The 19,963-nt window shown below is 58.3% G+C and carries 23 protein-coding genes; 13 read left to right on the plus strand and 10 right to left on the minus strand.

Translation table 11 applies throughout. The features are described from left to right. Positions 1–326 precede the first annotated feature (326 nt). Positions 327–1,709, plus strand: a complete 1,383-nt coding sequence (locus AC13D2_RS17165; protein ID WP_482938936.1) for an L-serine ammonia-lyase — start codon at positions 327–329, stop codon at positions 1,707–1,709. 27 nt (positions 1,710–1,736) lie between these two features. On the opposite strand, the gene AC13D2_RS17170 is transcribed toward AC13D2_RS17165, so the two are convergent. Both AC13D2_RS17170 and AC13D2_RS17175 read right to left on the minus strand, forming a co-directional pair. Next, positions 1,737–4,307, minus strand: coding sequence for a GcvT family protein (locus AC13D2_RS17170; protein WP_482938937.1), 2,571 nt, complete (start codon positions 4,305–4,307; stop codon positions 1,737–1,739). Between the two features lie 131 nt (positions 4,308–4,438). Next, positions 4,439–5,557: a GGDEF domain-containing protein gene (locus AC13D2_RS17175; protein WP_300496946.1), complete on the minus strand. Its 1,119-nt coding sequence runs from the start codon at positions 5,555–5,557 to the stop codon at positions 4,439–4,441. Between the two features lie 176 nt (positions 5,558–5,733). On the opposite strand from AC13D2_RS17175, the gene AC13D2_RS17180 reads away from it, so the two are divergent. Together AC13D2_RS17180 and AC13D2_RS17185 are read left to right on the plus strand one after the other, a co-directional pair. Further along, positions 5,734–6,129: a DUF2784 domain-containing protein gene (locus AC13D2_RS17180; RefSeq protein WP_300496943.1), complete on the plus strand. Its 396-nt coding sequence runs from the start codon at positions 5,734–5,736 to the stop codon at positions 6,127–6,129. 34 nt (positions 6,130–6,163) lie between these two features. After that, positions 6,164–7,201, plus strand: coding sequence for a sodium:calcium antiporter (locus tag AC13D2_RS17185; protein WP_300496940.1), 1,038 nt, complete (start codon positions 6,164–6,166; stop codon positions 7,199–7,201). Here AC13D2_RS17185 and AC13D2_RS17190 read toward each other — a convergent pair. Next, on the minus strand, positions 7,198–7,701 hold the full coding sequence (locus tag AC13D2_RS17190; protein WP_300496938.1) for a C40 family peptidase: 504 nt from the start codon (positions 7,699–7,701) through the stop codon (positions 7,198–7,200). The two genes, AC13D2_RS17185 and AC13D2_RS17190, sit on opposite strands and share 4 nt — an antisense overlap. 159 nt (positions 7,702–7,860) lie before the next feature. Here AC13D2_RS17190 and AC13D2_RS17195 point away from each other — a divergent pair, with 159 nt between their 5' ends. The 7 genes from AC13D2_RS17195 to AC13D2_RS17225 all read left to right on the plus strand — a co-directional run bounded on the left by AC13D2_RS17195 (position 7,861) and on the right by AC13D2_RS17225 (position 13,610). After that, positions 7,861–9,429, plus strand: coding sequence for a carbon-nitrogen hydrolase family protein (locus tag AC13D2_RS17195; RefSeq protein ID WP_300496935.1), 1,569 nt, complete (start codon positions 7,861–7,863; stop codon positions 9,427–9,429). A 19-nt stretch (positions 9,430–9,448) separates the two neighbouring features. Further along, positions 9,449–11,218, plus strand: coding sequence for an intermembrane phospholipid transport YdbH family protein (locus tag AC13D2_RS17200; protein ID WP_300496932.1), 1,770 nt, complete (start codon positions 9,449–9,451; stop codon positions 11,216–11,218). A gap of 35 nt (positions 11,219–11,253) precedes the next feature. Next, positions 11,254–11,472: a YnbE family lipoprotein gene (locus AC13D2_RS17205; protein ID WP_300496929.1), complete on the plus strand. Its 219-nt coding sequence runs from the start codon at positions 11,254–11,256 to the stop codon at positions 11,470–11,472. A gap of 29 nt (positions 11,473–11,501) precedes the next feature. Further along, a complete protein-coding gene (locus AC13D2_RS17210; protein WP_482938938.1) occupies positions 11,502–11,846 on the plus strand; it encodes a YdbL family probable chaperone protein in 345 nt (114 codons plus the stop codon). Continuing rightward, on the plus strand, positions 11,847–12,521 hold the full coding sequence (locus tag AC13D2_RS17215) for a polyamine aminopropyltransferase (RefSeq protein ID WP_300496922.1): 675 nt from the start codon (positions 11,847–11,849) through the stop codon (positions 12,519–12,521). 136 nt (positions 12,522–12,657) lie between these two features. Then, positions 12,658–13,191 carry a hypothetical protein gene (locus AC13D2_RS17220; RefSeq protein ID WP_300496919.1) on the plus strand — a complete coding sequence of 178 codons (534 nt, stop codon included), beginning with the start codon at positions 12,658–12,660 and terminating at the stop codon, positions 13,189–13,191. 23 nt (positions 13,192–13,214) lie between these two features. Beyond that, positions 13,215–13,610 carry a hypothetical protein gene (locus AC13D2_RS17225; RefSeq protein ID WP_292048355.1) on the plus strand — a complete coding sequence of 132 codons (396 nt, stop codon included), beginning with the start codon at positions 13,215–13,217 and terminating at the stop codon, positions 13,608–13,610. Here AC13D2_RS17225 and AC13D2_RS17230 read toward each other — a convergent pair. From AC13D2_RS17230 to AC13D2_RS17240, 3 genes are all read right to left on the minus strand, one after another. Further along, positions 13,607–14,467 (minus strand): PA4780 family RIO1-like protein kinase, encoded by an 861-nt coding sequence (locus AC13D2_RS17230; protein WP_300496916.1) that lies wholly within the window; start codon positions 14,465–14,467, stop codon positions 13,607–13,609. The genes AC13D2_RS17225 and AC13D2_RS17230 overlap by 4 nt on opposite strands. A gap of 107 nt (positions 14,468–14,574) precedes the next feature. Then, positions 14,575–14,943 (minus strand): ribbon-helix-helix domain-containing protein, encoded by a 369-nt coding sequence (locus tag AC13D2_RS17235; protein ID WP_300496913.1) that lies wholly within the window; start codon positions 14,941–14,943, stop codon positions 14,575–14,577. A 47-nt stretch (positions 14,944–14,990) separates the two neighbouring features. After that, positions 14,991–15,560 (minus strand): DJ-1/PfpI family protein, encoded by a 570-nt coding sequence (locus tag AC13D2_RS17240; protein ID WP_041335849.1) that lies wholly within the window; start codon positions 15,558–15,560, stop codon positions 14,991–14,993. Positions 15,561–15,700: 140 nt separating this feature from the next. On the opposite strand from AC13D2_RS17240, the gene AC13D2_RS17245 reads away from it, so the two are divergent. Both AC13D2_RS17245 and arfB read left to right on the plus strand, forming a co-directional pair. Next, a complete protein-coding gene (locus tag AC13D2_RS17245) occupies positions 15,701–16,693 on the plus strand; it encodes a CobW family GTP-binding protein (RefSeq protein WP_300496906.1) in 993 nt (330 codons plus the stop codon). After that, entirely contained in the window at positions 16,687–17,100 is a 414-nt protein-coding gene (gene arfB / locus AC13D2_RS17250; RefSeq protein ID WP_292048349.1) for an alternative ribosome rescue aminoacyl-tRNA hydrolase ArfB, read from the plus strand. Before AC13D2_RS17245 ends, arfB begins: the two co-directional genes overlap by 7 nt. A gap of 18 nt (positions 17,101–17,118) precedes the next feature. Here arfB and soxR read toward each other — a convergent pair whose 3' ends face one another. Further along, positions 17,119–17,583, minus strand: coding sequence for a redox-sensitive transcriptional activator SoxR (soxR, locus tag AC13D2_RS17255; RefSeq protein WP_300496902.1), 465 nt, complete (start codon positions 17,581–17,583; stop codon positions 17,119–17,121). 142 nt (positions 17,584–17,725) lie between these two features. On the opposite strand from soxR, the gene AC13D2_RS17260 reads away from it, so the two are divergent. Beyond that, entirely contained in the window at positions 17,726–17,857 is a 132-nt protein-coding gene (locus AC13D2_RS17260; RefSeq protein ID WP_300496899.1) for a hypothetical protein, read from the plus strand. A 1-nt stretch (position 17,858) separates the two neighbouring features. Here AC13D2_RS17260 and AC13D2_RS17265 read toward each other — a convergent pair whose 3' ends face one another. From AC13D2_RS17265 to AC13D2_RS17275, 3 genes are all read right to left on the minus strand, one after another. Continuing rightward, on the minus strand, positions 17,859–18,212 hold the full coding sequence (locus AC13D2_RS17265) for a DUF1428 domain-containing protein (RefSeq protein ID WP_292048346.1): 354 nt from the start codon (positions 18,210–18,212) through the stop codon (positions 17,859–17,861). A gap of 16 nt (positions 18,213–18,228) precedes the next feature. Next, on the minus strand, positions 18,229–18,588 hold the full coding sequence (locus AC13D2_RS17270; RefSeq protein ID WP_007151921.1) for a YciI family protein: 360 nt from the start codon (positions 18,586–18,588) through the stop codon (positions 18,229–18,231). A gap of 75 nt (positions 18,589–18,663) precedes the next feature. Beyond that, the gene (locus tag AC13D2_RS17275) at positions 18,664–19,893 is read right to left on the minus strand and encodes an RNA polymerase sigma factor (protein ID WP_300496895.1); all 1,230 of its coding nucleotides are present in this window, start codon (positions 19,891–19,893) and stop codon (positions 18,664–18,666) included. Positions 19,894–19,963 lie beyond the last annotated feature (70 nt).

Below are 19,963 nucleotides of genomic sequence, written 5' to 3' on the forward strand. Positions count from 1 at the left end.
AAACCCCCTTGCCCCGCCTGGGCCTGTCGCGGCAATGTCTGGCTGTCACACCAATTGTATTACCTTAACCTGAACACTAGTTGTTGCCTTTTGATAGTGCAATAAGTGATCAGTTCCAATGTGATCTCATTCTATGCTGGCGGTTCGGTAGCGAATGGTCCACAACCGACACGGGACTTTGCAGAATGATCCAGAAGCGACGTTTATGCCATTGTTCCGATTGCTCAGAACTGTCGTAAACCATCGTTCGAATGTCGTCAGCAAGCAGGCGGCGGATCGCTGAAGGCGCTATCCTTGAAGCACACCCTAAGGTAGGAGTCTGAAAAGTGGCTGTCAGTCTGTTTGAGCTGTTCAAGGCAGGCATTGGCCCGTCCAGTTCCCATACCGTCGGGCCCATGGAGGCCGCGCGCCGGTTTGCAGGTGGCCTGGCTGATGAACGCCTGCTAGCTTCCGTGCACCGGCTGAAGATATCCCTGTATGGCTCTTTAGGTGCTACAGGAAAGGGTCATGGCACTGGCCCGGCTGTGATGATGGGGCTGGAAGGAGAGCGGCCGGCGCGGATTGATCCCGAGCAAATGCCGGGTCGGCTTGAGCGTATTCGAAGCACCGAAACCCTCTGTCTTGCCGGTCAGCGTCTGATTCGTTTCCGCGAGAGCACCGATATCGTGTATTACCGGCGGAAATCCCTGCCAGAACACCCCAACGGCATGGTCTGTCAGGCATTTGACGAGGACGGGCAGTGCCTGTGTGAGCATACCTATTATTCGGTAGGCGGTGGTTTTGTGGTGGCGGCGAACGCTGATGGCAGCCTGGAAATCCGTGCAGACGACACGCCGATGCCTTATCCCTTCAACAGCGGGAAAGCCCTGTTGGCCCTTTGCCAGGAACACAAGCTCACCATCGCCGACATTATGTTGGCCAACGAGCAGGCCTGGCGTACGCCTGATGACATTCGAATGGGCATTCTCGAGCTCTGGCGGGTGATGCGTGAGTGTGTGCAAAACGGTATTCGCCATGAGGGGGAATTGCCCGGAGGCCTCAAGGTTCGGCGCCGGGCGGCGTCGCTGTATCGCTCGCTGATGGATAAAACGCGAGTGGACCTGATATCGCCGTCATTGAGCGCGCTCGACTGGGTGAATCTCTATGCCCTTGCCGTGAATGAAGAGAACGCGGCCGGTGGGCGGATTGTGACCGCACCGACCAACGGTGCCGCCGGCATTATTCCTGCGGTGCTGCATTACTACTGGGAGTTTTGCCCCCAGGCGGATGAGGATGGTGTTATCCGATTTATGCTGACAGCAGCGGCGATTGGTGTGCTGTTCAAGGAAAATGCGTCCATTTCCGGGGCGGAAGTGGGCTGTCAGGGCGAAGTGGGATCGGCCTGTGCGATGGCTGCTGCCGGCCTGGCTGCTGCCACGGGTGGCTCACCTGAGCAGGTGGAAAACGCCGCCGAAATCGGTATGGAGCATCATTTGGGTATGACCTGTGACCCCATCGGAGGGCTGGTGCAGATTCCGTGTATAGAGCGCAACGCCATGGCGTCGGTGAAAGCCATCGATGCGGCCATTATGGCCCTGCGAGGCGACGGCAAGCATTTCGTTTCCCTCGACAAGGTGCTTCACACCATGCGGGAAACCGGCCACGATATGCTGGACAAGTACAAGGAAACCTCAAGGGGCGGGCTGGCGGTCAACATCATCGAATGCTGACCGCCAGATAGCGAAACTTGACGCTGATCAGGACTTCACCCTTTCGTTGTCCGGATCAAACAGCGCTCGGTAGCCCACCGCCTCGATGCGGACAGGGTAGTGCTCCAGGAAGTATTCCAGCATCAGTTCCCGCCCTTCCTGGGCGTACTCCACGGGAACGTAGCCCAGCAGGATAATCCGCCCCACAGAAGGCCCCCAGACCGCACTGGTGTTGTAGGAACGGCGGCCGTGTCTGTCTATCAGTACCTCGCCGGTTTGCGGGTCGAGGATGGGCCATTGGCCCACCGGATAGCGCAGCACGCCGTTGGCGTCCCGGTGGTCTGTCATGGTCATGGTGCACAGGTAGGCGGCCTGTTGAGGCCATTCCCGCTGCTCCAGATAGGCGGCCTTGCCGTGGAAATCCGCTTCCTTGACCTTGGGCCGTTGCAGCCCAGCTTCGTAAAGGTTGTATTCCGTTTCCAGATCCACGTTCTGCAGCCGCAGGCTCTTTTCCAGGCGTCGGGTGTTGGCGTAGGTTTCGATGCCCACGGGGGTAACACCAGCGTCGTAGAGCAGGTCCCAGATGCGCAGGCCGTAGCTGAACGGGAAATAAAGTTCCCATCCCTGCTCGCCCACGTAGGATATCCGGAACGCCCACACGGGCACGCCATGAATGTTCAGCTCACGGGCGGTGGCGAATGGGAAATTCTCTGCTGACAATTCGTCCGGGTTGGTGACAAACTGTGCCAGCGTTTCCCGCGCCTTCGGTCCCCAAAGCCCCAGGGTGGCCAGTTCATCGGTGCGATCCTGCAGGCGGATATTATCCAGGCCTTTCTCCCGTGCGATGCGTTTGATCCAGCAATGGTCCCGATGGCCAGTGTCGCCCCCGCAGATAACCCGGTAATCGTTGTCGCCCCGCCGGATGATGGTCAGATCTGAGCGGATGCCGCCACGGGCATCAAGGAAGTGGGTGTAGACACCCTTGCCATGAGGAACGGTGCCGCCCACCTTGGCGACGGACAGATACTCAAGCAAGGTTTCGGCATCATCACCGGAGATATCGAAAATGGCGAAGTGGGAAAGGTTGATCATGCCCACCGATTCGCTCATTTCCAGTTGCTCGGCGTTGGACACTTCCCAGAAATGCCGGGCATCCCATTCATGTTCCCGTACCGGAATGCGGTCACGATACTTCGCCAGCAGGCTGGACTCGTTGGCAGCGTAGCCATGGGCCCGCTCCCAGCCAGCGGCTTCCATGAAATAGGCGCCCAGCTCGACTTCCCGCAGATAGAAGGGACTGGTGCGCATCTTTCGACCAGTCATGTAGGGCTCGCGGGGGTGAACCGCCGGGGTGTAGATTTTCTTGGCGGTCTCGTAGCAGCGGTTGTACACGTAGTCGGGGGTTTTCTGCAGCGGATAGTGGCGGGCGATGTCGATGCTGTGGGGGTCCATTTCCGGAGAACCATGGGTCATCCAGTCCGCCAGTACCTTGCCTGCACCGGGGCCGTCCTTGACCCAGACTGCTTCACAGAACCAGAGGTTGCGCACTTCCGGGGATTCCCCCATCAGTGATCCACCGTCGGGTGTCACCGACAGCAGGCCGTTGAAAGAGTGCTTTTCCTCCCAACCCAATTCGCCGAGGATCGGCGTCATTTCGATGGCTTTTTCGTAGGCGTCCATAACCTGATCCAGCGTCAGGTCCCGCATGGAGGGCGACATCCGTGCCTCGCCGGGCTCGGCAATAGCGCCCGGGTAGACCAGCCTGGGGTCTTCTGCTTCGTAGTAGCCCCATTCAATGCGCCCGCCTTCGGTGGTGGTGGGGTCGCCGGTGTCACGCACATAGGCGGAGTTGCCCTGGTCGCGGAACAAGGGATAGACAATCTGCTTGCCGGTGCCGGCTAACTCCTCGTAGGGGCCGAAGAACAGCAGTGGGTGCTCCAGCGGCATCAGCGGCAGGGGCGAGTTGGCGGTATTGGCCATCAGGGGCCCCCAGATGCCCATGGACAGCACCACGTACTCGGTTTCGATATAGCCCTTGTGGGTTTCAACGCCCCGTACCTGGCCGTCCTGTACGTCGATGCGGATGGCCGGTGTGTAGGCAAAGGCCTGCAGTTTGCCGGTAGCTACCGCTTCTTCAACCAGATCGCCCGCGACACTCTGAGAGCGGGGCACCACCAGCCCCGCGTCCGGGTCCCACATGGCGCCCTGGATACAGTCTTCGTTCAGCAGGGGAAACAGTTCTTTCGCCTGTTTCGGTGAAATCATACTGACGTTGGTGCCGAACGCCTTGCCGGAACCGACCTTGCGGCGCAGTTCGTCCATGCGCTCGTCGTCATCGGCGCGGGCCACTTCCATGCCACCGCATTTTACATAGTTGCCACGTTTCTCATAGAAAGCCTGGCTGTACTTGGTGGTATAGATGTTCAGCTTGTCGTGGGAGGTGGTGAAGCAGAAGTCCGAGGCATGGGAGGTAGAGCCGATATCCGAGGGGATGGCCGACTTCTCCAGCCCTACGATGTCGTCCCAGCCCTGTTCGATCAGGTGGTGGGCTACCGATGAGCCAACGATACCGCCCTGGCCAATGATGACGACTTTTGCACGTTTCGGTAGTTGTGCCATCTCGATCCCCCTATACCTACAATGGCAGCCGCGTGCGCGGCCTTGATTCAATGTGGCCCGGATTGGTCAAGTGTGGTAAATCCAATACGACACCAAGTCGTCCAAAAACGGCAGAGATGTTCGCGTAGCGTTCAGGTCAGTTCGCAGGCTTCGGTAATCACCCGGTTCCGGCCAGCGGCCTTGGCGCGGTAGAGCATGGCGTCGGCCCGGCTGATGGCATCCTCGATGCCCTGTCCCGGAAGGTACTCGGCAATACCGATGGTTGCTGTCACGGAGACACCCGCGATGGGTGCCCTCTCAATGGCGCGGCGGCAGCGTTGTGCGGCGTGGCGGGCGCTGCGAAGGTCCACACCCGGTGTGGCTACGAGGAATTCGTCTCCGCCCCAACGTGCGGCGAGGTCCACTTCACGAACGGTTTTTGAAAGGATGTCTGCAAATCCGCGAATCACCGCATCACCGACTTCGTGGCCGTAGTCATCGTTGATGCTCTTGAATTCGTCAATATCAATCAGAATGATGGTCAGAGGGCGCTGGTATCGGTCTGCCTGGGCAGCTTCGGCTGACAGGAAGCGGTCAGCGCCCCGGCGGTTCGCCAGGCCGCATAGCGGATCTGTGTTCGCCCAATGGTGCAGGGTTTCGGCTCGCGCAAAGGCACTCCAGGAGCGTTCACGCAGCAGCGTTCCGGCGCTGGTAAGCACCAACAGAACGGTGAGGAACAGATGGATGCGCAGCAGGTATACCCAGTTTTGACAGTGATCGCTTGCTGCCAGGAAGCATTGAGAGACTTCCTGAGCGGTCAGCGCGCCCGAAAACAGCAAGGTCGCGACACCTGTCACCATGCCGCCCCGAAAACCAAGCGCGATAAAACCGCCAACGATCATGATACCCACTGCCCAGTAGTGCCCGCCCGTGAGCAGAAGAAGGTGTTCGCCGAGCGGGTCGCCAACCGCAAAATGCCATGCGAGGCGGCTGAGAATCATCGTCCCGACCATGGCGACGAGGGTGATTTCCATGGTTCTGAGCTGCAAGGATCGGCGCCAGAATGCGAAGCCAAGAATGGTGAGAATGACGGAAAAAACGGGGTAGGCGATGGTGATAAATGGGTCGCCCTGTTCCCGGAAGGCCCAACTGAGCATCATGATAGCCACGGTCAGGGCCAGTACGCCAAGATAGGTGCGCCGCCGGTAGGTCTCAAGGCGGTTAAGTTCTATTTTGACGGCTTGGAGGTGATTTCCGGGTGCTGGGTCCATAGCGTTTGTAATTCCGTTTATTGCGAACGCGCTTGGCGCGCCGACATAACCACAGAAGATTGTAGGTATTTGCTACAGATATTATCGTGCATTCCGTGCGGGCGTCCACGTTTGCCAACCGATGTTATCTGGCGTGATCATTGGACTCTGGCAATTTGTTAGAGTAGACAACCGTCATGGACAACGTTTATCAGATTCTCGCCGATACCGTCCTGACCATTCATGTGCTTGTGGTGGCCTTCGTTCTGTTCGGGTTGATTCTGGTGTTGGCGGGCAACGGCCTGGGTTGGCGCTGGGTGAACAATTTGTGGTTCCGGCTGGCTCATCTGGGCGCGATTGCCATCGTGGTTGCGGAGGCCTGGCTTGGCATTGTCTGCCCGTTGACCACACTGGAAATATGGTTACGGTCAAAAGCCGGTGTTGATGGCTACACCGGCAGCTTTATCGAGCATTGGCTGCAGCAGATTCTCTATTACGATGCGCCTGCCTGGGTGTTCATAGCCGCCTATACGGTATTTGGGCTTCTGGTCGTCGCTACCTGGTGGTGGTTTCCGCCTCGCTCGCGCAGATAGGCGCCATTCCCTCTTATCCAAGGAGACTTTTAACGTGGAGCTATCGTCTCCCGGAAGCTGGACCCTTCTTCAGGGTAGTCTCGTGTTTTTCGTGTGTGCCGCCATTATCGCGCTGGCCGGCACGCGTATCACACGGGTTGTGGACCAACTCGCTGACCGCACTGGAATAGGAGAGGCCGCTGCGGGTGCGGTACTTCTGGGGGCGTCGACATCCCTGGGTGGGTCGGTGCTATCGGTGACTGCAGCCTGGCAAGGCAACGCGGAACTGGCCGTGAGCAACGCTTTGGGTGGCATTGCTGTCCAGACGTTTTTCCTCGCGGTGGCGGACATGGTTTATCGTCGCGCCAATCTCGAGCATGCGGCCGCGTCGGTCCCGAACATGATGCAGAATGGCTTGCTGATCTGCCTGCTGGCATTGATCCTGTTCGCGCCCCACCTGCCGGACGTGACGTTCTTCGGTGTTCATCCGGTCACGCCGGTTCTGCTGGGTGCCTACATCTTCGGAATTTACCTGGTGAAGGACGCATCGGAATCGCCCATGTGGCGGCCATCAATAACCAGGGAAACATGGGAAGACGAGCCTGACGACGTAACAGCCATGCCGCCGCTGCTGCGGCTTTGGACTGAATTCCTGGCGCTGATGCTGGTACTCGGCATTGCAGGTTGGATGCTGGAGCCAGCTGCGACGGTGATTGCTGACAGGGCTAACCTGAGTCAGACGATTGTTGGCGTGATGTTGACGGCGATCAGTACGTCGATTCCTGAGCTGGTGACGTCCATAGCCGCGGTTCGCCGAGGCGCGCTGACCTTGGCCGTAAGCGGTATTATTGGCGGCAACGCGTTCGACACGCTGTTTACTGCAGCCTCCGATATCGCCTACCGGGACGGGTCGATCTACCATGCCATGCCGGAGGATTCGGTATTCTGGGCGGCGCTCACCCTCTTGATGTCCGGTGTGCTGATGATGGGGCTGATCCGCCGTGAGCGCCACGGTATCGGTCAGATCGGTACAGAAAGCGTGGTTATCATGGTTCTCTATCTGCTAGGCGTGGTGCTGCTACTGGCGGGCTAATCAAACCGTCTTGCCTGGCTGAAACGATCCCGCCAGTAGTATCCGTTGAGGGACGAGCGGGTAACGCCGACGGAGGTCGAGGAATGAATGAAGCTGTCACCACCCATGTAGATGCCAGCATGCTGGTCCTTGCCTTTGATACGGAAGAACACCAGGTCGCCTGCACGTAGTTGGTCACGCCCGACCACGTCACCGGATGCCAGCATCTGCGAGGTTGTACGCGGTAACTGGCGGCCGAGGGCTTCATCGAAGGCAGTGGCGATGAAACCAGAGCAATCGAAGCCATTGGCTGACGTGCCGCCATAGCGATAGGGCGTACCTTCGTAACGCTCGAATACCTGCCATAACCGATCCGCTGTTGCCGTATCCTCCGGTGTGGCGCTGTGAGAGGATTGCCAGGTGGTGCCACTCGCTGGAGGCAGGCTCTGATTGCTGGCGCAGCCCACCAGACCGAGGGCCATCAGGATTGCGAGCATCGGAAGCACTGGGCGCCGATTCATGGGAAAACCTCTAATCGTTCTATTTGGGCCTACTCTAAAAGGCCTGGTGTCGGTTTGTCAGGTTAAAGTTTGCTTCGATTTGTTTTCTGCAGAGGCCACTTGACGGCTCAAGCACATTTCGCGAACTATGCCTTTAGGCTTCCAGCTTCCGAGGTTTCTATGAGTCCTCCCTTTTCGGACAAGACACAGCGCCTGTACGTAAGAAACGCCACCCTTGGCGATATACCGGGAATCATTACCCTGAGTCGTCGGGTGTATGCGGGCACAGGGATGTACGGCTACACCGCTGGCCCCCTGACCGGACAGCTCAACACCTTCCCGGAAGGCCAGTTTGTCGCCATGTTGGGTGATCGCGTGGTGGGGTATTGCGCCACGTTTCGCATTGGAGAAGACGTGGCGCTGACGCCTCACGACTGGACCGAAATCACCGGCAACGGCTACGCCTCGCGCCATGACCCGGAAGGGGAGTGGCTTTACGGCATGGAGGTGTGTGTAGACCCCGACTGCCGTGGCTACCGCATTGGTGAGCGCCTGTACAACGAACGTAAAACGCTTTGCCAGGCGCTGGCGTTGCAGGGAGTTGTGTTCGCAGGCAGGTTGCCGACGCTGGCCAAGCGCCTGAAGAAGTTTGAATCGGTGGAAGAGTACGTGGAGGCGGTGAAATCGAAAAAGCAGCGGGATCCGGTGCTTTCATTCCAGTTACACAACGGTTTTGAAATTCACGGCATTATTCCGCACTACCTGGATGCTGACCACGCTTCCCTGGGCTACGGTATTCACCTGACCTGGCGGAATCCCAAGGTGGCTCGCAACGGCGACAACGGCAAACGCAAGCGATACGGTCGGCGAATGCCGGACACCGTTCGGATCGGCACTGTCCAGTACCAGCAGCGCCGGGTGGCATCGTTCGAGGAGTTCAGCGACATCGTCCGGTATTTTGTGGATGTGGTGTCCACCTACAAAGGTGATTTCGTCGTGTTCCCGGAGCTGTTCACGCTGCAGTTGCTGTCCATTGAAAGCCGTGAGGGTACCCCTGCGGAAGCCATCGAAGCGGTGACGGAATACGCCGAACCTTTCCGCAACCTGATGCGAGATCTGGCCCTGAGGCACAACATCAACATTATTGGTGGCTCCACGCCGGTCAAGGAAGAGGACGGCCGGGTTCGCAATGTTGCCTACGTCTTCCTGAGGGATGGGCAGGTGTTCTCTCAGCCCAAGATTCACCCCACGCCGAATGAAGCCTATTGGTGGAATATCACCGGTGGTAGCCGTGTCACCGCTATTGAAACCGACTGCGGGCCCATTGGTGTGCTGATTTGCTACGACGCGGAGTTTCCCGAGCTGACGCGTCACCTGGTGGACCAGGGCATCCAGATCCTGTTCGTGCCTTTCTGTACCGATGAGCGCCAGAGCTATCTGAGGGTACGGTATTGCTGTCAGGCCCGTGCTGTGGAAAACCAGCTGTTCGTGATCATGTCCGGCAATGTCGGCAACCTGCCCAATGTGCCCAACATGGAGTTGCAGTACGGCCAGAGTTGCATCCTGACACCCTGTGATTTTCCGTTTGCCCGTGATGGCATCGCCGCGGATACCACGCCGAATGTGGAGACCGTCGCCTTTGCCGATCTACGGCCAGAAACGCTTCTTACCGCCCGCAACAGTGGTACCGTGAAAAACCTCAAGGATCGCCGCCATGACCTGTACACGGTGAACTGGCGCGGACATTGACCCATTGATGGCTGCTTTCATGACATTACGCAGATGCCTGCTGCTGCTTCTGAGCCTTATTGTCATGTTGTCGATGGCGGGTGGCCTGTACGCTCTTGTGGCGTGGGAGACCTGGCGGAAGGCAAACGGCATCAGCAATCTTGAATGGCAATGGGGTGACGTCTCGTGGGCGGGCCTGCGGCTGGACCGTTTGTCGGCGACCCAGAGCCGGGAAGGGCAGCGCTATCACATGGTGGGGAAGCAACTGTCGCTGGCCTGGAGCTGGCACTGGTATGGCCCAGTGCCCGAGGCCATTGTCATCGATCAATTGGCACTGACTCTACCGCAAGGTCTCCATGCCGAGGGCGATCTGACAATCTCAAGTCCCCTGGAACCCGATAAACGGCAGCTCACCACCAACGACATGAAGATCGAAGGGCGCTTGGCCGAACGGAACATCGCTGGCTGGGCCATGAGTGAAGGCCGGATAAACCTGACGGTCAGCGGTAAAGCCAGCGAGCGGTCTGCAACACTGACTCTCGGCGAACAAAGCCGTGTCGAGTTCGACGATATTGCCGCACCCGGTGAGGATTCCCGATTGGATGACCTCGGGTTCAACCTGACCGGTGTGACTCTGGTCGGGGACTATCAGCTGGCCCCCATGGCGTTGGAGCGTCTTGCGGTTGAGGGTCCGTTTGAAGCGGCCGTCGCCACCATTCACAACGCCCAGTTGATTCCCCAGCCCTGGCGATTCGATGGGCAACTGGACGGCACCCTTACCGAATTGAAGATCGACGGCAGGCTATCGTCGGACGCCGGCGCCGTTGCCGATACGCACATGAACTACCCGTTCGAAGGCGTGCCGGCGCTTGAGGTGAGCATGAATGCTGGGGGCGCGAGTGGCGGTCGCGCGCTGGCGGATACGTTCACCGCCTGGCCAGCGGCGCTGGAGGTGAGTGACGGTCGCGTCGAGGCGGTCCTGAGTGCGCGCTTCCCATCCCAGGGCGTCCGCGTTCAGGGGGACATTGATTTCGATTATCTTGGTGGACTGTACGCCCGGACGGCCTGGAGCGGTCTCGACGGCAGGGTGAATCTGAACCTGGACAATGACCACGTAAATGTTCGGACATCCGATCTGACACTGGATACCCTCAATCCAGGCATCGCCTTGCGCGATGTGCGGGTTGCCGGCTTCTATCGCGCGCCCCGGAATCTGGTTGCCAATGGTACCCTGGTTCTGGACCGGGCTTCATCCGAGTTTCTGGGAGGCGAGGTTCGGATCACACCCGGGGAATGGCAACTCACTGACATGCCGCTGCGGGTTCCCTTTGAGCTCAGCGGCATTGAGCTGTCGCAACTGATGCAGGTATACCCCGCTGAAGGGTTGGCGGGCAGTGGTTTGCTTCAGGGCGCTATTCCGGTCCGGGTCGGTCCGGAGGGTGTGAGCATCGATGCCGGGCAGGTCCACGCGGTGGCCCCTGGCGGAACGCTGAAGTTACCCGCCGATCGTTTGAAGGGTATGGCACAGGGTAACCAGGCGATGGCACTGGTGGTCCAGGCCATGGAAAACTTTCACTACTCCGTTCTCAACAGCACGATAGACTACGCTCAGGATGGTACCCTTATGCTGGGATTGCGGTTGGAAGGTGGTAGTCCCGAAGTGCAAGATGGTCATCCGATTGTCCTGAATATCAACCTGGAAGAGGACATTCCTGCGTTGCTGACCAGCCTTCAACTGAGTGGACGGGTCAATGACGCCGTGACAGAAAAAGTGCGTAACCTGATACGGGAGCGGGAATCGCAACGTTAATCCACCGGGACGCAAAACAATCAGGAGTCAGGCATATGGTCGCATTTGGGCAGGGCGGTTTGTCCGGAAAACGTGGTTACACGCTGGTGCTGCTGGCACTGGCCCTGGGTATGGCGGCCTGCACGCCTACGGTCAGGATGGAGGCGCCCAAAGAGCCCATCACTGTGAACCTGAACGTCAAGATCCAGCATGAAATCTACGTGAAGGTGGATGAAGAGGTGGATGAACTCTTCGGCGAGAAGGGGTTGTTCTGATGGTCAATTCTGAACCCAGGGAGTCACTCATGAAACGGTTTTCCAAACTCGGTGCGTTTATCCTTGTGCTTTGCCTGGCTGTGCCGGCCGCAGCCATGGGGCTGCAGGAGGCCAAAAGCCAGCTGGATACCGCCAAACAGCAAGGACTGGTAGGGGAAACCCCAACGGGTTATCTGGACGTGGTCAAGGCAAGCGGAAATGCCCAGGGAATTGTCGACGCCATCAACCAGGCCCGTCGGGATGAATATGCCCGCATTGCGGAGAAACACGATATTCCCGTCACCCAGGTGGAAACGGTGGCCGGCCAGAAAGCACTGGAAAAAACACCATCGGGGCAGTACATCCTGAAGGATGGTCAGTGGGTTAAAAAATAGATGGGCCGATTCCAGGAAATCGGTACAGCGACGATTCCCGGCAACGGGACGCGGTTGCGACTGCTGCAACGCAATGATGAGTTCTCTATCAAGATTGCCGGTACCACCGGCGAGCTGATGAACAGCCGCCTGCATGGCTCGGAGGACGCGCTGGCCACGCTTGCCTGCGAGCGTATCGGCGGCGTGGCTGGGCCCCGGGTATTGATTGGTGGACTGGGCATGGGGTTCACGTTGGCTGCGGCGTTGTCGGCTCTGGCAGAGGATGCCAGGGTAACCGTGGCGGAGCTGGTGCCGGAGGTCGAGGACTGGAACCGGGGGCCGCTGGGCGCTGCCGCCGGGTATCCACTGAACGATGCTCGCGCCAGTGTTCATGTGGGTGATGTGGCAGAGTTGCTGAGAGAAGGCGATGGCAACTGGGATGCCATCCTGTTGGATGTGGACAACGGCCCGGAAGGACTCACCCGCAAGGAGAATAACTGGATCTACTCTCCAGAGGGTATCGCAGCTGCCCAGAAGTCACTGAGCCCCGACGGCATACTGGCCTATTGGTCCGCCGGCCCTGAGCACGCATTCACCGAAAGACTGCGCCGCGCAGGCTTTTCCGTCGAGCCGGTGACGGTCAGGGCTCTGCGCCCGGGTAAGGGCGCGCGCCACGTCATCTGGCTGGCCTGGTAGAGCAATCCCTCCGAGGGCCTTATTGCCGGATGGTCATTCGAAATACAGGTATGTGTATTGTATGTTTATGGGTAGGGGGCCGATGCTCCAGAGCGAAAGCCCCATCCATTCGCTGAAAGACTCAGGAGGTATTGTTATGAAACCCTCAATGAGTTTGACCGGTGAGCACGAAGGCCACAAAGTGGCTGCCGTTTTCGAGACAGAGTCAGACGCCAACGGAACGGCAAAAGCACTGCGTGCCGAGACAAGCCTGACCGACGATCAGGTATCGGTGTTGAGCCCTGCAGACCGGCACCAGGGAAGAGAACTTGAATCTGAGGACCAGGGCATCTGGCAGACGCTTGTTCGTTCCCATGTGGGCCTGAGTGTCGGCGGTGCCGTATCGGGTTTTATCGTCTATGTGATACTGAACGCCCTTGGCATTGGTTTTATCTCGCAGAACGCTGTGGTCTCAGCATTTGCGCTCACTGCGCTTGGTTTGATGCTCGGGCTATTGCTCGCAGGGGGCGTAACGATCCGTCCGGACCATACCCCTTACCTGATGAAGGCGCAGTCCGCCTTGCGCAAGGGACAGTACGTATTGGCCGTGCACGCAGAAAACACACAACAGGTACAGGAAGCAAAGTCGCTTCTAAGCGCCCGGAATGTTAAAACAGTGCAGACCTTGTGATGTAACTGACCGGGAATCTGTGTATGGAAGATCTGAAGCGTTCGCGGGTAACCATTGTCGCCGTCAGCGCAGTTGTGCTGTTTTTTCTCACCAACTATCTGGCGCGCTTCCTGTTCGGGCTGACAGGGGTAGTGGTTTCCGTGGTGATCGCAGCACTGATTGCGGCCTACATCGGCTGGTCGGTGGCCCGGGTATTGAAACGGGTGCCGACCAGTGAAGAACGCGGGCGCGTGCTGTGGGCCTATGGCGGCTTTCTCGGCGCATTGTTCGTGGCCTGGGGTGCTTATGTGGGTCTGTCTGCCGGGCTGGATTCTTCAGGAGTACTGTTCCTGCTTAGCCATTACCTGCCGTACCCGGCGTTGGCCCACCTGATGTTGTCAGACCGTGTGGCAAGTCGGTTTGTGGAGAAAGTGGGTTAGTCGTCGCCGGCCTCGGCATCCCTCAGGCGTTCCAGGCGTTCGCGCTCTTCCTCTTTCGCGGCATCAATAACCGCCATCAGTTCGTCCACATCTGCGCTTTCCGTGTCGTGCTCGAAACACCCGGTCAGCCGGCTATCAGGGTGCAGATCGCCGGACTCGTAGAGTGCCCAGATTTCCTTGCCATAATCCGTATTCAACAGTTCAGGGGCGAAACGGCCAAAATATCGGCGCATGTTGTCCACGTCCCTTTCCAGCATTCTTTCGGCACTGTTGTTGCCAGAGGCATTGACCGCCTGTGGCAGGTCGATGATGACCGGGCCAGTAGGATCGACCAGCACATTGAACTCTGAAAGGTCACCGTGGATCAGGCCGGCACTGAGCATGCGTACCACGTCAGCAATGACTTTGCTGTGATAATCCCGGGCCTGTTCTGGCGTAAGTGTGACGTCGTCCAGGCGAGGCGCGGCTTTGCCGTCTTCGTCGGCAATCATCTCCATCAGCAGCACGCCATCCACGAATCCGAACGGTTCCGGTACGCGCACGCCAGCGCTTGCCAAACGATAAAGGGCATCCACTTCGGCGTTCAGCCAGGCGTCTTCCTGTTCCTTTTGTCCGTAGCGGGTTTTCTTGCCCATGGCGCGGGCGCGTCGGCTGTTACGAACCTTGCGGCCTTCCTGGTACTGAACGGCCTGCTTGAAGCTGCGTTTCTGAGCCTCCTTGTACACTTTGGCGCAGCGAACACTGTTACCACAGCGGACCACGAACACCTGGGCCTCCTTGCCGCTCATCAACTGGTAGAGCACTTCATCCACCATGCCGTCATCGACAAGGGGTTGCAATCGTTTGGGTATCTTCATAGATCCTTTCGGTCGGCTGGTTGGGCCTGGCGGGTCATCGGGTGTCGACCAGCGTGTATAGGGGCATCTTACCTGAAATTGGTAAAAGAGCCCTCATACTTGCGTTTTTAGTGCGTGGTTTCGCTGGCGGGCTTCTGATCCATGTTCCTGGCTAGGATTTTGTCGGCATCCAGGGAAGCAATGGGTATCTGGGTGTCGCGGGGAATATCGCCGCTTAGCTGCAGGGCGACGTAACGCATGGCACATACACGCAAAAACGAGGTGAAATTGCCCAGGTCATGCCCTGCATCAATAGATTCGTGGTAAAGCCTGGTGATCATCTGGGGCAGGTTCATGCCGTCCCGGGCAGCAATTTCTGTGAGTGCGTTCCAGAACGCGTTCTCCATGCGAATGCTGGTGACCATGCCGTCGATGCGCAGAGAATGGGTACGGCTGATCCAGAGTTCGGAATCCGCGTGGACGAAGAGTTTACACATGGTGTGATCCTCGTGAATCCGGGGCTGCATTGGCAGCCCCGTTTCCGTCACTTGTCCAGCAGTTTGAAAAACTGTGCCAACCACTGCGGGTGAGCTGGCCATGCCGGTGCTGTCACCAGATTACCATCGGTGACCGCAGCGTCAACGTCGATGGCGGCGAAGCGGCCTCCCGCCAGTTCCACTTCCGGTTGGCAAGCCGGGTAGGCAGAGCATTCGCGGCCTTCGAGCACACCGGCCGCGGCCAGCAGTTGTGCGCCGTGACAAATGGCCGCCACTGGTTTTTCGGTTTCAAAGAAGTGGCGGACCAGTTTCTTGACGTCGTCGTTCAGACGTAAGTATTCCGGGGCGCGACCACCGGGTACGACAAGCGCGTCATAATCCGCGGGGTTGAGTCCGGCGAAATCGGCGTTCAGGGCGAACCGATGGCCCGGCTTTTCGGTGTAGGTCTGGTCGCCCTCAAAGTCATGAATGGCCGTGGCCACGGTGTCTCCTGACTTTTTGTCAGGGCAGACGGCGTGCACCGTGTGGCCAACGGCCTGAAGTGCCTGAAAGGGCACCATGGTTTCGTAGTCCTCGGTGAAATCACCGGTGATCATCAGTATTTTTTTACCGTTCATACCCGTCTCCTTGTGCTTGTTGGTGGTAGCCTGACTACAGTATCAGCGGGCGAATCGCAGCGGGTATTAGGGGAATACTACAGTGTTATGTTATAACACTGTGTTATGCCGACCTTTTCAATGAACCACACGGGCGATCTATGACTTCACCAATACCCACCAATCTGGTGCTCGGCTTTCTGGGCGTGGGAAAGACCACTGCCATACTGGACCTGCTGAAAAAAAAGCCGGAAGGTGAGGTGTGGGCCGTTCTCGTGAATGAGTTTGGTGAAGTGGGTATTGATGGCGCCTTGCTGGAAACCGAAGGTGCTTTCGTGCGGGAAGTGCCGGGAGGCTGCATGTGTTGCGTGGCCGGGTTACCGATGCAAATCGGACTCAACCAGTTGATTCACAAAGCCCGACCAGACCGGTTACTGATTGAACCCACGGGTCTTGGGCATCCCTCCCAGATTATTGAAACCCTGACGGGCGAGCATTATCAGGATGTGCTTGAGCTGGGCCCCGTGCTTTGCCTGGTCGACCCTAGAAGGCTTGAGGAGCAGAAGGTTCTGGAAAACGTACAGTTCCAGGATCAGGTTGCGGCAGCTGATATTGTTATCGCCAATAAAACGGACCTTTGCACACTGGAGCAGGTCGCCCGGTTTGATCATTGGGTGGCCGAGTTGCAGCCGGAAAAGACGGCCGTTTTCCACACCCGGCTAGGCCAACTGGACATTGGCTGGCTCGATGGGGAGACTGCGCTCTCCGAGGTCAGTACGCCCCACGCGCACCATCACCATGACTCTTCGGAAGCTGCGCCGATTCCCGATATCCAGGACGAACCGTGGCAGCGGGTCAGCAACCGGGGGCAGGGGCATTTCAGCGTGGGCTGGCGCGTCCATCCGGACACGGTCTTTTCAGAAACCGCACTGCTGGCATTGTCGCTCGATAGCCGTTTTGTCCGGTTCAAGGCAGTGGCTCGAACCAGTGATGGCTGGCGGACGATCAATATGGCGGACGGCGCGCTGTCGGTGTCCGAGTGCGAGCCACGAGAACTGTCCCGTATCGAGGTCATTAGCGAGCAAAGCCTGGACGTCGACGAACTGGATGGCAGCTTGCGTGAATCCATCGAGAAAACGGAACCGTCATGCTGAAAATTTCCAATGCGGTGGAACTGGGGGACTGGGAGATCGAGCTCACCCAGATCCGGGCCCAGGGCGCCGGTGGCCAGAACGTCAACAAGGTGGCCTCCGCCGTTCACCTGCGCTTCGACGTCCTCAATTCCAGTTTGCCACCGTTTTATAAAGAACGGCTGATGCGGCTGTCCGACCAGCGCATCAGCAAGGAAGGTGTCATTGTCATCAAGGCTCAGAAATTTCGCACCCTGGAGCTGAACAAGGAAGATGCCCTTGAACGCCTGAAAGCACTGATTCAGGAAGCGGTAAAGCAGCAGAAAGCCCGCCGGCCGACACGCCCCACCAAGGGATCACAGCGCCGGCGCGTGGACAAAAAGACCCGCAAGGGGAAAACCAAGGCCTTGCGGGGGAAGGTTTCTCTTTAGCCCTGCCCCTGCCATCGGCTACTCGTCTTTATCGAGCAATCTCGCACCTGGCCCTTCATTACCCAGTTCGTCCCGGGGATTGCGTAGCCGGCAGGCGTCGATAGACAGGCAGCCGCAGCCGATGCAGCTTGTGAGTTGATCCCGAAGTCCGACCAGTAGCTCTATGCGGTGATTCAGATCGGACTTCCATTGCTCGGAGAGTCGCTGCCAGTCGTGGGATGTCACGGTGCGGTCGGTTGGCAGGGTTGCCAGGGTTTCGCCGATCTCTGACAACGGAATGCCAAGCCGTTGCGCTACTTTTATAACGGCGATTCGACGCAACACGCCCCGATGGAAACGTCGCTGGTTTCCGGCATTGCGCCAGCTGTCGATCAGTCCTTTCTTCTCATAGAAGTGTATGGCTGAGACTGCGACTCCACTGCGTTCAGCAACCTCGCCAACGCTCAGGGCGGTTCTGATTTCTCCGTTTTCTATGCCTGCCATAGTCGACACCAATCACCGGGCTTGTTGACCTCAAGTATACTTTAGGTTTTAAATTTCTGTCGAACCTCGCATAACAGCAGGAGCAAACGGTGCGGCGCACCCAGACTGATTTCTGGGTGACAGGGAGGAGCTGGCTCGCAGCGTGAGGTTACTGGGCACCCTGAAACCGGACGTGGTTATCTCCAGTGCATTTACTGGCACGTCCGGGTTCAGGGAAGAGACTCCGGATGGTTGGGCGGGGGCAATCGAAAACGCGTTGAAACGCCCGGAGTAGACTACTCGTCCACAACCGTTTCGAATCCGCCATAAATGAGGCGCTTCCCGTCGAAGGGCATGGGATTTACATCCGCCTGGATACGGGGGTCTTCCATCACTTTTGGCATGCCCCTGTTCCGGACCTCGCGTGACGGCCAGAGTATCCAGGAGAACACCACCGTCTCATCGGGCTTGCACTTCACCGCCATGGGGAACGATGTAACCTCACCGTCAGGCACATCGTCACCCCAGCATTCCACCAGTTTCAGGGCGCCGTGATCCTTGAACACCACGGCCGCATCGCTGGCGTGTTTGATGTATTGCTCTTTGTTGGCGGTGGGGACCGCTGCTACAAATCCGTCGACATACGTCATGTTGAATCTCCTGGTATCAGTCCTTGGGAGGCAATTCGCGCGCGGGCCTGACTTCAATGCTGCCGAAGCGCGCAGGGGGAATACGGCTTGCGAGTTGCAAGGCCTCGTTCAGGTCGTTGGCATCCAGCAGGTAGAAGCCAGCCAGTTGTTCCTTGGTTTCGGCAAACGGGCCGTCTGAGATCAGCACCTCGTCATCCCGGACCCTCACCGTTGTAGCCGTGTCGATAGGCTGCAGAGGTTGGCCTGTGACAAACTTGCCCTGACTGGTGAGCTTCTCCACGCCGGCAATACACTCCTGATTGAGGTCGTGCCACTCCTGTTCAGTCATGTTGTTGATGATGCTTTCCTGGTAGTACACCAGAGCCACGTACTTCATGTGAATCTCCCTTTTTGCTTTGGTTATCTGTATGTCGTCCGGAAGGTGGCTGAATCGACAGCCGGGGATAATTTTTTATCGCGCGCTGTCGAGAGCCGTCAGCCGCCGGCTCAGGTAGCGTTGTTCCGGCCCCTGCTGTGTTAGGGTCAATGCTCTTTGATAAGCCGTGCGGGCACCTGCGAGATTGCCAGAACGGCGAAAGAGATCGGCGCGGGCGGCGTGATAAAGGTAGTAACTCTGAATGGCTTTGTGGCCGGCCAACTGGTCGAGCAGCTTCAGGCCTTCCTCCGGTGTGTCTCGCATGGCCACTGCCACGGCGTGGTTCAGGGCGATGACCGGGGAGGGCTGACGCTGATAGAGAGCCTGGTATAGCCTGGCAATACGAGCCCAGTCGGTATCCGATGAGGTGGCGGCCTTGGCATGGGTAGCCGCGATGGAGGCCTGGAGGGTGTAGGGTGCCGCTGGTGTCAGTTCCAGGGCTCGGGCGAGCCAGGTCAGTCCGGAGCGAATCTGCTCCTGGTCCCAAAGGGAGCGGTTCTGGTCCTCAAGGGTTATCAGTTCGCCTTTCGCATCCTGTCGAGCATGCCGCCGTGAATCTTGCAGGAGCAACAGCGCCAACAGGCCGAAGACTTCCCCATCCGGCAGCAGTTCGGCCAGTAGCGTGGCCAGGCGGATGGCCTCGCAGGCGAGACTGATGTTGACGATGGTGTTGCCTTCGCTGGAGGAATAACCCTCGTTGAAGATCAGGTATACGACTTTCAGGACGCTCTGCAGGCGCTGAGGGAGCTCCTTTCGTTCCGGAACTTCGTAGGGAATATTCGCTTCGCGTATCTTGCGCTTGGCACGGACAATTCGTTGCGCTGTAGTGGTGGGTTTTTGCAACAGGGCGCTGGCGACCTGTTCGGTGGTCAGGCTGCATATCTCGCGTAGCGTCAGTGCCAGTTGCGCCTCGATGGCGAGGCTTGGGTGGCAACAGGTGAAAATCAGCCGCAGCAGGTCGTCATCAATTTGGTCGGTGTTTGGCTCCGGGGTGTAGGGCTCGTCCTCGGCGACGCGTGAAAGGTTGTCCCTGGCGGTCTGTCGTCGGCGAATGTGGTCAATGCCGCGTCGGTGGCCGGTTTTGATCAGCCAGGCCGCAGGATTATCGGGAATGCCCTGTCCAGGCCACTGTTTCACGGCAGCGGCGAAGGCCTCCTGCATGGACTCCTCGGCCAGGTCAAAGTCGCCAAGCAGGCGAATAAGTGTGGCCTGCACCCGGCGTGACTCGGTTTGGTAAATCGTGTCGATACGGCTGGCTATGGTCATGGTCGCTACACCTGGTCCCTTGCGGCGATTTTCTGATTGTTTTGATAACAATAATCATTGTTTTATCGTG

It is taken from the genome of Marinobacter sp. B-12, from assembly GCF_056857915.1.